Here is a 14,909-nt window from a genome sequence, read left to right as displayed (position 1 = left end):
TAGGCCCGTTCACTCCACCGGCAAGTTAACGCAGCGGCAATGGAACTGGCGCAGGAAAAAGGGGCGCGAAACCATCCGGCTTCGCACCCCTGCATCAGTCGGCCGGTCCCGCGTCTCCTCCCTCGCCGCGGGGTCGGCCTGCGCCCTCGCTTCAGAAGCGATAGCGCGCCGCCACGCCGTAAGTGCGCGGCTGGTTCGGGTAGCCGGAAATCGAGCCGGGCTGCGCCGGACTGTCGAAGATCTGCAGGATCGAGCGGTCGTTGAGCAGGTTGCGTCCCCAGACCGACACTTCGACGCCGTTCGCCATCGCATAAGTCAGCGAGGCGCTCAGCTCGTTGATGTCCTGCTTGAAGTCGCGCGCTGCCTGGATCGCGTCAGTGGCATCGACTATCGCGCCGGTGGCCGGATCCTTGACGGTCAGGCCCGGCAAGCCCTCCACCAGCATGAACGGCGCCTCGTAGTGATAGTCGCCGCGCAGGATCAGGGCATCGCCGTTGCCGATCTCCTGCGTGTACTGGCCGCCGAAGGTGACCGAGAGCGGCGAATATCCCGGCGGCGTCGAACCGCTGATGTCGCCCACACCCGATGATGCGAAGCTGTCGTACTTGCCGTCGAGGTAAGTCATCGACAGGCTCAGGAGCAGCGGCTCGACAGGCTTGGCCGTACCTTCGAACTCGATACCAAAGACCGACTGCTTGCCCGCATTGGCGAGCAGGAAGCCTGAACCGGTGAAGATGTTCGACTGGAAGTTCCTGATGGTCTGCTTGAACACCGCAAGATTGGCGGTAACGAGGCCCCAGTCGCCCTTCAGACCGGCTTCGTAAACCGTCGAATCCTCGGGGTCGGCATAGCGGCTGCCGGCGCGCAGGTTGGTGACGGCAAGCCCCTGCTGCCGCAGGGCAGCGAGATCGGTCGCGGTCGGCCGGCTGTCGCGCGAGAGGTTGACCGAGGCCGCCTTGTAGCCCGTCGCATAGCTGGCATAGACATTGACCGTCGGCGTCAGGTCATATGCCACGCGCGCGGTGTAGCTGAAGTCGCCATCGCTTACCTTGCCCGATTCCACCGCATTGGGCACGTTCATGAATGGCGGGAAGTACTGCAGCGCCCGCAGCGGGGCGAGCGGATTGGCGGCCGGGTTATTGGCATTGCCTGCCGCATAGGCAGCGGCATCGCCTGGCGAAAAACCCTGCTGGAGCGCGCCCTGGTAAAGCAGCGCCTGCCGGAACGGGGCATAGGCCGCCGCATCGAGGTCGATGCCAGCAAAAGTATCGTCCGCCGTCGTCCCGGTCGCAAAGCGCTTCTTGTCGTGGGTATAGTTGAGACCGCCGGTCACGGTCAGGCCCGGGGCGACCTCGAAGTCGAGCTGGCCGAAGAACGAATAGGCCTCGTTCTTGAGCTTGTAGGCTTCGGTCAGGCCGGTGCCGGGCGTGTAGAACGTGCCGACATACTTTGTCGGATCGCCTTCCAGCGCGCCGAAGGTCGTCTCCAGTGTCGGGATGCTCAGCGCCCCCCCCGAGAGCCTCTGGACGAGCAGATTGGCGTAGCTGCGGGCGTCATTGCCCCAGTAGACCTCGTTGTTCTGGTCGATCTTCTCGTTGAAATAGTAAGCGCCGACGAGCCCGTGGATGCGCTCGCCGATGTCGAAGTTGGCACGCAGTTCCTGGGTGAAGGTCTTGATCCGCAAGTCCTGGAAATTGCGTTCCAGAAGGTCCGCGCTCGAGAAGTCGGAATCCTGGTCGGTCACGATATTTGAGCGACGATAGGCCGTGATCGAGGTCAGCTGGACATCGCCAAGATCGTAGTCGACCTGCCCGGAAAGGCCCCAGTTCTCGATGTCGTTGGTCGAAAGCCGGTTGTTGTAGGTGACGTTGTCGAATTTCTCGTCCGGCTGGTTCACGACGCCGCCAAGCGCGAAGATCGCCGCCGTCGGCAGGGCCTGGCGCAAGTTGACCGCAGCACAGCAGTTCTCGTCGATCTTGCCGTAGTCGCCGATCAGGCGAACCTGCAGATCGTCGTGGTTGTCGAACAGCAACTGGCCCCGCGTGAACCAGCGGTCGCGGTCGTTGGTGCGCTTGCCGGTGCCGAGGTCGCGGACGATGCCGTCGCGCTTGTTGAGCCCGCCGGCAAGGCTCACCGCAATGGTATCGCTGACCGGTCCGGTGACGCGGCCCTTCACGGTCACTGCATCGTAATTGCCGTAAGTCGCCTCGAAGTTGCCGCCCAGTTCGAACTGCGGCTTCATCGTGACAATGGAAATCACGCCGGCCGAGGCATTCTTGCCGAACAGCGTCGATTGCGGCCCGCGCAGAACTTCGATCCGTTCGACATCCGGGAAGTCGGCAATCATCGAAGCCGAGCGCGAACGATAGACGCCATCGACGAAGAGGCCCACCGAGGGTTCGATCCCGGCATTGTTGGCACCGTTGCCGAAGCCGCGAATGTAGAAATTGGTGTTGGCCGAGCTTTGCAGCTGGTTGACGCGCAGCGATGGCACGAGCGTCTGCAGGTCCTTCAGGTCGCGGACCTGCGCGCGCTCGATGGTTTCACCGCTGGTTACCGCGACGGAGACCGGCACGTCCTGCAGGGTCTGCTCGCGCTTGGTCGCGGTAACGACGATTTCGTCGCCTGTGAGCGTTGCATCTTCGGCATTCTGGGCCAAGGCTGTGGGTGCCCAGACACAAGCCGCCGCGGCAACGCCAGTCATCAAGCCCATGCGCGCGAATTGACGGCGACGCGCCGTGCTCGCTCCGCGCACACGGAAGAACTCCGCGGCGGCGGCAACAGAAATGCCTTTCATGCAATCCTCGCTGTACAAACCCGTCGGGCGGCCTGTGTCTATCGCTGCACAGTACGCGCCGCATTCAATGCTTGGACAATTACGAGGGAATTCAAGGGGACACAATTAAGTCATTGCCATTCGGGACGAATAGGCGATGCTTGTGGCACGCGCGCCACAGCAACTGTACGATTGTGATCACAAGCAGTACCGCTTGCCGGAATCACTTGTATCGGCTAAGGGCGCGGCAATTTTGCGGTGCAGCAAACGGCATCGCGATGATGCCATTTGGCCCCCTCGAATTGTAAGGCTAACGATGTCCGCCCCGCTTCCCCTGCGCAATATCGCGATCATTGCGCACGTCGACCACGGCAAGACCACGCTTGTGGACCAGCTTTTCCGCCAGTCCGGCACCTTCCGCGACAACCAGCGCGTGGAAGAGCGTGCGATGGACTCCAACGACCTCGAGAAGGAGCGCGGGATCACCATTCTTGCGAAGCCGACCTCGATCGAGTGGAACGGCTATCGCATCAACATCGTCGACACCCCCGGCCACGCCGACTTCGGCGCCGAGGTGGAACGCATCCTCTCGATGGTCGACGGCGTGATCCTGCTGGTCGACAGCTCGGAAGGCGCGATGCCGCAGACCAAGTTCGTCACCGGCAAGGCGCTCGGCCTCGGCCTCAAGCCGATCGTCGTCGTCAACAAGATCGACCGCCCCGACGGCCGTCACTCCGAAGTGCTCGACGAAGTGTTCGACCTCTTCGTCAGCCTCGACGCCAATGACGAGCAGCTCGATTTCCCGACGCTCTACGCTTCGGGCCGCAACGGCTACGCCAGCTACGATCCCGACGCGCGCGAAGGCACCCTGACCCCGCTGTTCGAAAAGATCGTCGAGCACGTTCCCGCGCCGAACCTCGACGTCGACGCGCCGTTCTCGTTCCTCGCCACCCTGCTCGACCGCGACAACTTCATGGGCCGCGTGCTGACCGGCCGCGTCCAGTCGGGCACGCTCAAGGTCAACGACCCGATCCGTGCCATCGACATGGACGGCAAGGTGATCGAAACCGGCCGCGCCACCAAGGTCCTGACTTTCCGCGGCCTCGACCGCGTGCCCGTCGATGAAGCCCGCGCCGGCGACATCATCGCGCTCGCCGGACTCGAGAAGGCGACCGTGTCGAACACCATCGCAGATCCCTCGGTCACCGAGGCGATCCAGGCCCAGCCGATCGACCCGCCGACGCTGGCCATGCGCTTCGCCGTCAACGACAGCCCGCTCGCCGGACGCGAAGGCGACAAGGTGACCAGCCGCATGATCCGCGATCGCCTGATGCGCGAAGCGGAAACCAATGTCGCCATCCGCGTCACCGAATCGGCGGACAAGGACAGCTTCGAGGTTGCCGGTCGCGGCGAACTCCAGCTTGGCGTCCTGATCGAGACGATGCGCCGCGAGGGCTTCGAACTGGGCATCAGCCGCCCGCGCGTGCTGTTCCAGACCGACGAGAACGGACAGCGCACCGAACCTTACGAAACCGTCGTGATCGACGTGGACGATGAATATTCGGGCACGGTCGTCGAGAAGATGCAGCGCCGCAAGGCCGAGCTGACCGACATGCGTCCCTCCGGCGCAGGCAAGACCCGCATCACCTTCTCGGCCCCCTCGCGCGGCCTGATCGGCTACCACGGCGAGTTCCTTTCGGACACCCGCGGCACCGGCATCATGAACCGCCTGTTCGAGAAGTACGACGCGCACAAGGGTCCCATCGAGGGCCGCCTCAACGGCGTGCTGATCTCCAACGGCACCGGCGAGGCAGTGGGTTACGCGCTCAACAGCCTTGAGGATCGCGGCGTGCTGTTCGTCAAGCCGCAGGAGAAGATCTACGAGGGCATGATCATCGGCGAGAACGCCAAGCCCGACGATCTCGAAGTCAACCCGATGAAGTCGAAGCAGCTGACGAACTTCCGTTCGACCGGCAAGGACGACGCCATCCGCCTGACCCCGCCGCGGGTCATGACGCTCGAACAGGCAATCGCCTACATCGACGACGACGAAATGGTCGAAGTCACGCCGCAGTCGATCCGTCTGCGCAAGGCGATCCTCGATCCGCACGAGCGCAAGAAGGCCAGCCGCAAGAAGGAAGCGGCGTAAACCGATCCAAAAAAGCCTCCCCGGGCCATCTCGGGGAGGCTTTTTTTCTTGAAGCAGGGCTTAGATTGCCCGGGCACTCTCCAGGACACTCACCCTGAGCCTGTCGAAGGGTGGGGATGTGTCTCCCGGCCATCGGCCTGCCGCGAGCAGCGCACGCCTTATTACAAATCGCGACAAGTTCAGTGGCGGTTCAGTACCGGCCTGCCATGATCCTCTTCTAACGTGCCCGCCGATACCGCCGTCACCCGGTTGGCCATCCGAAGGGAGACGCCCAAATGAAATCCACACTGAAATCTCTTGCCACCAAACTCGGCCTCGGCGCCGTGCTGGCAGCCTCGACACTTGCCATGGCCGCTCCGGCCGAGGCGCGCGGCCGCCATCACGACGGCGATGACGCAGCCATTGCCATCGGCGCGGGCCTGATCGGCCTCGCAGTCGGCGCAGCGCTCGCCGACGATGGCGACCGCTATTACTACGACCGCGACTACTATCCCTCTCGCCGCTACGTGACCGTGCGCGGCCATCCGGGCTATTACTATTATTACGAAGGTCGCCCGAACCGCTATTATCGCGACCGTTACTACGATCGCTATTACGGACGCTACTACCGCGAACGCTGGAACCGTGGAAACAACTGGGGTCGAGACCGTCACGACTGGCGTCACGATCGGCGTGACTGGCACCGTGACCGCCGCGACTGGCGTCGCGATCGCCGTCATCGCGACCGCGATTACCGCTACGAACGGCGTTATCGCCACTGATCCTCTGACACACTCCATCCGGGCGGCGGCCACCGCGTGACATAAACGCAAGCCCCGCCCTTTTTCGTTCATCTTCGGATGGGATCCCGGGCCTCTCCCCCTCGCCAAGCGGGGCGGGGGAGGCTATGGCGCTCGCCACCATGGACACCGCCGACCTGCGCATCGCCCTGTTTTCGGGCAACTACAATTACGTTCGTGACGGGGCCAACCAGGCCCTCAACCGTCTCGCCGAGTATCTCCTGCGCCAGGGCGCCAAGGTGCGCGTCTATGCGCCTGTCGTGGCCGAACCCGCGTTCGAGCCGACCGGCGACCTCATCGGCGTCCACTCCGTGCCCATTCCCTCGCGTTCGGAATATCGCGTTCCACTGGCGATTTCCGGCAAGGCACGCAGGGATCTCAAGGCTTTCTCGCCTCACATCGTGCATGTCTCCTCGCCCGACCCGGTCGGCCATCAGGCGGTGAGCTGGGCCCGCAAGCGCGGCCTGCCGATCCTCGCTTCGGTGCATACCCGCTTCGAGACCTACCTGCGCTACTACAACATGGCCTGGGGCGAACCGGTGATCGAGGCGATCCTGCGCCGTTTCTACCGCCGCTGCGACGCTCTGGTCGCTCCGTCCGAATCGATGGCGCAATTGCTGCGCGAACAGCGCATGAACTATGACGTCTCGATCTGGTCGCGCGGCGTCGACCGCGAGATTTTCCACCCGGGCCGCCGCGACCTCGACTGGCGCCGTGCCCACGGCATTGCCGACGACGAAGTGACAATCGGCTTTCTGGGCCGGCTCGTCATGGAAAAGGGCCTCGACGTCTTTTCCGACACGCTCGACGAACTGCGCCGCCGCAAGGTGAAGTACAAGGTCCTCGTCATCGGCGAGGGTCCGGCGCGCGAGTGGTTCGAGGCGCGCCTTCCCGGCGCCGCTTTCGTCGGTTTCCAGCAGGGCGCGGACCTGGGCCGCGCCGTCGCCAGCATGGACCTGCTGTTCAATCCCTCGGTCACCGAGACTTTCGGGAACGTGACGCTGGAGGCGATGGCCTGCGGTCTGCCCGTCGTCGCCGCTGCCGCAACCGGCAGCCAGAGCCTAGTCGACGATCGCGTTTCCGGCCGCCTCCTGCCGCCCGGCGCGATCCACCAGTTCGCCGAGGCGCTCAAGGCCTATATCGAAGACCCGGCACTGCGGCTCTCGCACGGCAAGGCAGGCGAGGATCGCGCCGCCGAGTTCAGCTGGGACAAGATCAACCAGGCGGTTGCCGACACCTACATCCGCCTGATCCGCCAGAAGTCCGGCGCCAGGGCCTGACCGCGCGCAGGCGCTCTCAGGAAAGCACGTAAAGCGCACGCATGCGCACGGCGAACCAGAGCAGGGCGATGGCGACGATCCAGATCAACGCGCTCATCACCATGCCGCCCGCCCCGGTGACGGCCGCGGGCGCATCGCTGGTCCACTGATAGACCGTAGTCAGCGCAAGACCGAGCAGCGAGGCGGCGAAAGCCGCTATCGCCCAGCGCGAGCGCATGACCAGCAGGACCGAGCCAAGCAGCGCGCCCCACGTGCCCAGTGCCCAGGCGACGATGGACCAGGCGGGAAACGTGTCGATGTAGTCGATCATGTCGGGCGGAAACTGCGCAAGGTAGGTCGGGCTGCGCGTCACCGTCAGGGTGAAGTCGAGGCAGCCGAAGGCATTCCACGGGATCGACAGCAGCGCTGCCACCCAGAAGTACCAAGGGGTCCCTACGCCGGTCGCTTTGTCCATCGCATCCCACCATTTTGCATTTCCTTGTGGGCGCAAGCCTATCGCGCGCGGCAGACCGGTGCAATTGCGGGCGACTCTCGCTAGATAGGCCCCATGGCCGACCTGTTTGCCGAAGATATTCCCGCAACGCCTCCCGACGAACCGCGCGAGGATGCTCCGCTCGCCGACCGGCTGCGACCGCGCACGCTGGCCGACGTGGTCGGGCAGGAGCACCTGACCGGTCCGGAAGGCGCGATCGGACGCATGGTCGCGGCCGGACGCCTGTCCTCGATGATCCTGTGGGGTCCGCCCGGCACCGGCAAGACGAGCACGGCGCGCCTGCTGGCCGATGCCGTGGGCATGCGCTTTGCCGCGGTCTCCGCCGTCTTTTCCGGGGTGGCAGACCTCAAGAAGGCCTTCGCAGAGGCCGAAGTGGCCGCAAGGGCCGGGCAACGCACCCTGCTATTCGTGGACGAGATCCACCGCTTCAACCGGGCCCAGCAGGATGGCTTCCTGCCCTTCGTCGAGCGCGGCACCGTCACCCTCGTCGGGGCGACGACCGAGAACCCCAGCTTCGCGCTCAACGCCGCCCTCCTGAGCCGGGCGCAAGTGCTGATCCTGCACCGCCTCGACGCCGGGGCGCTGGGTGCGCTGATCGACAAGGCCGAGGCGCTGGAAGGCCCCCTCCCCCTCGATGCCGCGGCGCGTGAGGCGCTGATCGCATCGGCCGACGGCGATGGCCGCTTCCTGCTCAATCAGGCCGAGACGCTCTATGCCGCCAAGATCGCGGAAAAGCTCGACCCGGCCGGGCTCGGCCAGTTCCTGCAGCGGCGCGTGGCCGTCTATGACAAGGACCGCGACGGCCACTACAACCTGATCTCGGCGCTGCACAAAAGCCTGCGCGGATCCGATCCGCAGGCCGCGCTCTACTATCTCGCCCGAATGCTGACGGCGGGCGAGGAACCGCTCTACGTCCTGCGCCGCCTGGTGCGTTTCGCCTCGGAAGACGTCGGACTGGCCGATCCCCAGGCCCTCGTCCAGTGCCTTGCTGCCAAGGATGCCTACGAATTCCTCGGCTCGCCCGAAGGCGAACTGGCGATCGTGCAGGCCTGCCTCTACCTCGCCACCGCCCCCAAATCGAATGCGGCCTACATGGCGTTCAAGTCCTCGTTCCGCAGCGCAAAGGAAACCGGTTCGCTCAGCCCGCCGGCCAACATCCTGAACGCGCCGACCAAGCTTATGAAGGACATCGGCTACGGCAAGGACTACGCCTACGACCACGACGCGCCCGACGGCTTTTCCGGCGACAATTACTGGCCCGAAGAGATGGCTCCGCAGACCTACTATGCGCCGGTAGAGCGCGGTTTCGAACGCGAGATCCTCAAGCGCATCGACTGGTGGAACCGCAAGCGCGCCGAGCGGCGCGAGCAGTGAACGCCGCGGCGCATGGCGGGCCGCGCTTTCGCCACTTCATGGCGATCGACTGGTCCGGCGCTGTCGGCCCGCGCCAGAAAGGCATCGCGGTCGGCCTGTGCGACCTCAGCGGCGCAGCGCCGCAAATCGTGCGCCCGCGCAATCACGCCGTCTGGTCGCGGCAGGACGTACTCGATCATCTATTGCACGACCTGCCCGACGACACCCTGGTCGGGCTCGACCTCGGCATCTCGCTGCCTTTCGCCGACGCCGGGGCCTTCTTCCCCGGCTGGAACGAAAGCCCCGGCGATGCCCGCGCGCTCTGGGCGCTGATCGATGCGGTCTGCGCGGGCGATGCGGACCTATGCGCCACCAGTTTCGTCGACCACGCCAGGGCCAGCGCCTATTTTCGCCGTCACGGCGGGCGGGAGGGCCAGCAATTCCACCTGCCCGGCGCGGCACATCGGCGCGGGCGGATGCGCGTGACCGAGGAGGCGCAGGCCCGCGCGGGCTGCAAGCCCTATTCGAACTTCAACCTCGTCGGCGCGGCACAAGTCGGCAAGTCCAGCCTGACCGGGATGCGCATGCTCCATCGCCTTGGCGGCACAGTGCCGGTCTGGCCCATCGACCCGCTGCCGGCGCGCGGGTCCGTCATCGTCGAGATCTACACGACGCTGGCCGCCGTAGCGGCAGGCCGCTCGCCTTCCCGCGCCAAGATGACGACGTTCGAGGCCTTGGCTGACGCGCTCGCGGCGCTGGGTTCCCCGCCCGCCCGGGGCAGCGGCGCGATCGACGATCACACCAGCGACGCGCTGCTCACCGCCGCCTGGCTGCGCCGCGCCGCCTGCGATCCGGCACTCTGGCAACCGGCTGAACTGACGCCGGAATTGGCCTGCACCGAGGGCTGGACCTTCGGCGCGGTATAGACCACAACCTGTCCCATCGAGGGCGCCCCTCCCCCCGGTCCGGGCGTCGCTCCACCAAACCGATAGGGACACACTATCACATGAAACACAAACTGCTGGCAGGTCTGGCCTGCCTTGCAATGGGAGCCTGTGCAACCGCCGCGCCCCCTCCCGAAGCGCCGATGGCGGCCGCACCTGCGGCCGAGGCTCCGGCAAGCGCGTGGAAGGCCTTCGTCCAGAAGACCATCGACGACTGGATGATCCAGGACCCTGCCTTCGCCGTCTATCAGGGCGCACACCAGTTCGACGGCAGGCTGCCCGACTGGAGCGAAGCCGGTCTCGCCAAACGTGCCGCCTTCCTCCACTCGGTCATCGACCGGGCGAACGCCTTCACCGGCCTGTCCGACGCCGACAGGTTCGAGCGCGATTACCTGGTGCAGGTTGCCAAGGGCAGCCTCTTCTGGATCGAAGATGCCGACCAGCCGCACACAAACCCAACCTGGTACATCAACGGCGGGCTCGACCCGAACGTCTATGTCAGCCGCAACTATGCCGACAAGGCAACGCGGATGAAGGCCATGATCGGTTTCTTCAAGGCGGTGCCGACTGCCGCGAAGAACATCCGCGCCAACCTCAAGCCCCAGATGCCCGCCAGCTTCATCAAGCTGGGCGTCGCCGGCTTCGGCGGTTTCGCGGAGTACTATCGCGGCGATGCCCGCGCAGCCTTTGCCGACGTACAGGACCCTGCGCTGCAGGCCGAGTTCAAGGCCACGTCCGAAGCTGCGGCAAATGCCATGCAACAACTCGCCGACTGGCTCGCCGCAGCCACGCCGACGCAGGACTTCGCGCTGGGAGCCGAGCGTTTCTCGCGCATGCTGGCCGCGACCGAAGCGGTCGATGCCCCGCTGGACGAGCTTGAAGCGGTGGGTCAGGCCGATCTCAAGCGCAACCAGGAGGCGCTGAAGAAAGCCTGCGCCGCCTATGCCCCGGGCAAGGACATCCAGGGCTGTTTCGACAAGATGCGGGCCGACAAGCCAGAGGGTGGACCGGTCACCGCCGCGCGCAAGCAGATCCCCGATCTCACTGCCTTCGTGCGCGCGCACGACCTGGTGACGATCCCGGGAACCGAGCAGGCGCTGGTCGAGGAAAGCCCGCCCTACAACCGGCAGAACTCCGCCTACATCGACCCGCCCGGACCGTTCGAGAAGGGCATCCCCTCGATCTATTACATCTCGCCGCCGGACCCTTCGTGGTCCAAGCAGAAGCAGCAGGACTACATTCCGGGCAAGAACGACCTGCTGTTCACCTCGGTCCATGAAGTCATGCCCGGCCACTTCCTGCAGTTCCTCCACTCGAACCGCTCGCCGTCATGGGTGGGCCGCCTGTGGGTGGGCTATGCCTTCGCCGAAGGGTGGGCGCACTATGCCGAGGAAATGATGTGGGATGCGGGCCTCGGTGACGGCGATCCCGGCGTCCACGTCGGCCAGCTCTCCAACGCCCTGCTGCGCAACTGCCGCTATCTGTCAGCCATCGGGCTGCACGCCCGCGGCATGACGCAGGAGCAGTCCAAGCGCATGTTCATGGACGAATGCTACCAGGACGAGGGCACGGCCGAACAGCAGGCCGCGCGCGGGACCTACGACCCGGCCTACCTCAACTACACGCTGGGCAAGCTGATGATCCGCAAGCTGCGCGACGACTGGACCGCCAGCCGTGGCGGTCGCGGCGCATGGAAGCAGTTCCACGACAGCTTCCTGAGCTACGGCGGCCCGCCGATCCCTCTGGTTCGCCAGGCGATGATGCACGAAGACGCACCGCACGCGGTCTTCTGATCCAAAAGCGTTTGCACCCAACGCATAAAACTCTGGACCGGCGCCCCTGCCTCGCGGTAAGGGCGCCGGACTTGTTTCGTGCAGCCGCGACAGCGCGCCGCACCGGGCCGGCTTAGCTCAGTTGGTAGAGCACCTGATTTGTAATCAGGGGGCCACGGGTTCGAATCCTGTAGCCGGCACCATTTTCCCTTCCCGATAGAGCCAACAGGCCCGCCCAAACCAAGCGGTTCGGACGGGCCTGTGTAAACTTCTCGATTTGTCGGTACCGCCCTTGAGGCGCCCGGGGACGCAGCTTCAGATGATGCGCGCCTCGATGAGCAGGCGGATTGCGGCGTTGATGCCGACATCGCCCAGCTTGGTGAGCAGGTTCGCGCGGTGGATTTCCACGGTCCGGTGGCTGATTTCGAGCTGCTCGGCGACGGCGCGGTTGGTCAGACCCTGGGCAAGACCTTCCAGCACTTCCATTTCACGGCGCGTCAGGCTTTCGATCGACTTCTTGGCCCGGATCGCGCGCGCGCGGATGTGGCCGATGCGGTCTATGGAGACGCGCGCTTCCTCGACCGTCTTGCAGAATTCGTCGACATTGGTCGGGCTGTCGCTGTAGCCCACCGCACCTTCATTCACGGCCCGCACGATCTGCGACGTCGTCGGATTTTCAGCAAAGGCGACGAAGGGAAGCCATTTCTCCATCTGCAGCATGAGGTGGGTGAGCGTGGCGATGTTGTTGTTGTCGTCCGCGATGAGAATCATGCCCGCATCGGGCCAGCGCGATGCCAGTTCCTCAACCGCTTCGAAAGGAACGATATAGATGCCACGCTTCGACATTTCGTAGCTCACCGTCGCGCGGCGCTTTTGATTCTGATCCACCAGAAACAGGTGGAAATTCCCTTGGTACATTGGCTTGCGACCCCATGTTTTTGTCCAATCCGCTGGACGAACAGGGGCCTCGCCCGCACCGTTCGGTGCGATCCCCACGTTCATCCACCCCATTTTGGCTATATCTCGAGTTATCTCGATGAGGTGAGATTGGGCAACTACGTAATTGCACGTAGCCAAGGCTCGCAGCGAATTAAATTCGTGAAAGAATCACCCAAGCAATTGCAAAGAAATGATTTTCGTCAAGGTGATTTTCTGTCGCAAGACGAGATTTTTTTCATCCCGGCACCTCGACGCGAATCAAAAGATAGGGACCGCAGCTTCCAGCACGAAGGCGGCGAACGCCAGAACCAGACCGATCCGAAAGGTTCGGAAGGCATAGGAAAGATAGCGATACTTCTTGCGCTGGAGCACCACGCCGTTCTGGTAGATGTCCCGCAACATCGTGCTCAGCACCCGGCCATCGGTTTCTGCACGCTGCATGGCACGGTCGATGAATTCCTCCTGCGGCAATCCGGTAAAGACCCCGAAGAAGAGAAGATTGTCCAGCTCGTCGTCCGACAACTTTGGCGGAGTCACCTTTGGCGTCACCGCCGCCATCGCGAACAGCGCCGACAGGAAAGCGGAGAGGACGAGGATGAGCAGCGAGACGCGGTAGTTGCCGCCGCCGAACGCGCTCACCGACAAGGTGAACACGAGGAATGTCACGCCCATGAGGATATTCGCCTTGTGATCGGCCATCTGGCTGAGCACGGCGTGATTGGTCATGGCAGTGCGCACCATGTGGATGGCGTGCACCGAATAGGTCCTGTCGTCGTAGAGCCCGGCCTGCCTGCGGTCGGGCTCATGGCGGGCGGGTCCATGGCAGGCAGGCACGTCCGAAGCGGCTTCCTCTGGCTTCACCGTTTCGGACATGCGCCCCTCCAGCCCTGTTACACCACGCCGAACGCCAGCATGGCATCGGCGACTTTCTTGAACCCGGCGATATTGGCGCCGCGAACGTAATCGACATAGCCGCCACCGCGTTCGCCGTAAGTCAGGCAGCGGGCATGGATGCCGGACATGATGTCCTTGAGCATCTGCTGCAGTTCCGCCTCGGTCCAGGGACGGCGCCCGGAATTCTGGCTCATTTCGAGACCCGACACCGCCACGCCGCCGGCATTGGCAGCCTTGCCCGGGGCGAACATGATCTTGGCGTCCTTGAAGACGTGCACCGCTTCGAGGTCGGAAGGCATGTTCGCACCTTCCGAAACGGCGATGCAGCCATTGGCGACGAGCGCGCGGGCATCCGCGCCGTTCAGTTCGTTCTGCGTCGCGCAGGGCAGCGCAACGTCGCAGGCGACGTTCCACGGCGTCTTGCCCTCGTGATACGAGGCGCCCTTGAACTCGTCCACGTACTCGCTGATGCGGCCGCGGCGGTGAGTCTTGTGGTGCTTGACCCAGTTTATCTTATCGAGGGTCAGTCCATCGGGATCGTAGATGAACCCGCCGGAGTCCGAGAGCGTCACCGGCTTGCCGCCCATGTGGACGATCTTCTCCGCCGCATGGGTCGCCACGTTGCCCGAACCGGAGATGACGGCAGTCTTGCCGTCGAGGTCGAGCCCGCGCGCCGCCAGCATCTCGGCCAGGAAATAGACTGCGCCGTAGCCGGTCGCCTCGGGACGGATCAGCGATCCGCCGTATTCCAGACCCTTGCCGGTCAGCACTCCGGTGAAGTGGTTGGTGATGCGCTTGTACTGGCCGAACATGTAGCCGATCTCGCGCCCGCCCACGCCGATGTCACCGGCGGGAACGTCGACGTCGGCACCGATGTGGCGATAGAGTTCGGTCATGAAGGACTGGCAGAAGCGCATGATCTCGCGCACCGACTTACCCTTCGGATTGAAGTTCGAGCCCCCCTTGCCGCCGCCCATCGGCAGGCCGGTAAGCGCGTTCTTGAAGGTCTGCTCGAAGGCCAGGAACTTCAGGACGCTTTCGTTGACGCTGGGATGGAAGCGCAGACCGCCCTTGTACGGGCCGATGGCATTGTTGTTCTGCACGCGCCAACCGCGCTGGACGCGGATGTTGCCGTTGTCGTCTTCCCAGCAGACACGGAAGGAAACGACGCGGTCCGGCTCGGCAATGCGCCGCAGGATCTGCTGCTCGTGATACTGTTCCTTATCGGCGATAAATTCGAAGATGTCTTCCGCGACTTCCTGCACGGCCTGAACGAATTCGGGCTGGTAGGGATTACGGCGCTTCACGCCCTCCATAAAAGCGTTGAAATCAACGTGGTCGGTGATGGCCATAATTAATCTCCCTTTACTATATTCAGTACTTCCCGCGTCGTTCGCACAGTTCTCCTGCGTCAGAATACGACTGCGGATCAAGGCCGTACAGAGCTAAAGTGGACAAGTCGTTGATTTGGGAAACACCGGCGCGGCGATTGCGAAAGCAGGCCTGACCCACGGCTGCGGCGCCGGCCAG

Annotated in this window: 11 protein-coding genes and 1 tRNA gene; 7 read left to right on the top strand and 5 right to left on the bottom strand. The window is 64.2% G+C overall.

The genetic code is table 11. The features are described 5' to 3' along the window. Nucleotides 1–151: 151 nt before the first annotated feature. A complete protein-coding gene (locus PP1Y_RS09345; RefSeq protein WP_232512592.1) occupies nucleotides 152–2,797 on the bottom strand; it encodes a TonB-dependent receptor in 2,646 nt (881 codons plus the stop codon). 295 nt (nucleotides 2,798–3,092) lie between these two features. On the opposite strand from PP1Y_RS09345, the gene typA reads away from it, so the two are divergent. The 3 genes from typA to PP1Y_RS09330 all read left to right on the top strand — a co-directional run bounded on the left by typA (nucleotide 3,093) and on the right by PP1Y_RS09330 (nucleotide 6,984). Further along, nucleotides 3,093–4,925: a translational GTPase TypA gene (gene typA, locus PP1Y_RS09340; RefSeq protein WP_013832014.1), complete on the top strand. Its 1,833-nt coding sequence runs from the start codon at nucleotides 3,093–3,095 to the stop codon at nucleotides 4,923–4,925. A gap of 275 nt (nucleotides 4,926–5,200) precedes the next feature. Beyond that, the gene (locus PP1Y_RS09335; RefSeq protein WP_041558720.1) at nucleotides 5,201–5,686 is read left to right on the top strand and encodes a hypothetical protein; all 486 of its coding nucleotides are present in this window, start codon (nucleotides 5,201–5,203) and stop codon (nucleotides 5,684–5,686) included. Nucleotides 5,687–5,826: 140 nt separating this feature from the next. Next, complete coding sequence (locus PP1Y_RS09330) at nucleotides 5,827–6,984, top strand: glycosyltransferase family 1 protein (protein ID WP_013832012.1); 1,158 nt, start codon at nucleotides 5,827–5,829, stop codon at nucleotides 6,982–6,984. A gap of 16 nt (nucleotides 6,985–7,000) precedes the next feature. On the opposite strand, the gene PP1Y_RS09325 is transcribed toward PP1Y_RS09330, so the two are convergent. After that, nucleotides 7,001–7,438, bottom strand: a complete 438-nt coding sequence (locus PP1Y_RS09325; RefSeq protein ID WP_013832011.1) for a hypothetical protein — start codon at nucleotides 7,436–7,438, stop codon at nucleotides 7,001–7,003. A 93-nt stretch (nucleotides 7,439–7,531) separates the two neighbouring features. Between PP1Y_RS09325 and PP1Y_RS09320 the strand changes: the two genes are divergently transcribed. The 4 genes from PP1Y_RS09320 (at nucleotide 7,532) to PP1Y_RS09305 (ending at nucleotide 11,749) form a co-directional block, all read left to right on the top strand. Next, a complete protein-coding gene (locus tag PP1Y_RS09320; protein ID WP_013832010.1) occupies nucleotides 7,532–8,851 on the top strand; it encodes a replication-associated recombination protein A in 1,320 nt (439 codons plus the stop codon). Then, the gene (locus PP1Y_RS09315; protein WP_013832009.1) at nucleotides 8,848–9,756 is read left to right on the top strand and encodes a hypothetical protein; all 909 of its coding nucleotides are present in this window, start codon (nucleotides 8,848–8,850) and stop codon (nucleotides 9,754–9,756) included. Before PP1Y_RS09320 ends, PP1Y_RS09315 begins: the two co-directional genes overlap by 4 nt. A gap of 80 nt (nucleotides 9,757–9,836) precedes the next feature. Continuing rightward, nucleotides 9,837–11,567: a DUF885 domain-containing protein gene (locus PP1Y_RS09310; protein ID WP_041558719.1), complete on the top strand. Its 1,731-nt coding sequence runs from the start codon at nucleotides 9,837–9,839 to the stop codon at nucleotides 11,565–11,567. A gap of 106 nt (nucleotides 11,568–11,673) precedes the next feature. Then, a tRNA-Thr gene (locus PP1Y_RS09305) sits at nucleotides 11,674–11,749 on the top strand. Nucleotides 11,750–11,861: 112 nt separating this feature from the next. On the opposite strand, the gene PP1Y_RS09300 is transcribed toward PP1Y_RS09305, so the two are convergent. From PP1Y_RS09300 to gdhA, 3 genes are all read right to left on the bottom strand, one after another. After that, nucleotides 11,862–12,434: a response regulator transcription factor gene (locus PP1Y_RS09300; RefSeq protein ID WP_232512591.1), complete on the bottom strand. Its 573-nt coding sequence runs from the start codon at nucleotides 12,432–12,434 to the stop codon at nucleotides 11,862–11,864. A gap of 309 nt (nucleotides 12,435–12,743) precedes the next feature. After that, on the bottom strand, nucleotides 12,744–13,358 hold the full coding sequence (locus PP1Y_RS09295; protein WP_013832006.1) for a Pycsar system effector family protein: 615 nt from the start codon (nucleotides 13,356–13,358) through the stop codon (nucleotides 12,744–12,746). Between the two features lie 17 nt (nucleotides 13,359–13,375). Beyond that, on the bottom strand, nucleotides 13,376–14,731 hold the full coding sequence (gdhA, locus tag PP1Y_RS09290; RefSeq protein WP_013832005.1) for an NADP-specific glutamate dehydrogenase: 1,356 nt from the start codon (nucleotides 14,729–14,731) through the stop codon (nucleotides 13,376–13,378). Between the last annotated feature and the right edge of the window lie 178 nt (nucleotides 14,732–14,909).

This window comes from Novosphingobium sp. PP1Y (assembly GCF_000253255.1).
Taxonomy (GTDB): domain Bacteria; phylum Pseudomonadota; class Alphaproteobacteria; order Sphingomonadales; family Sphingomonadaceae; genus Novosphingobium.
The sequence above is the reverse complement of the archived record's forward strand: the minus strand, read 5'-3'. Positions and strand labels throughout refer to the sequence as shown.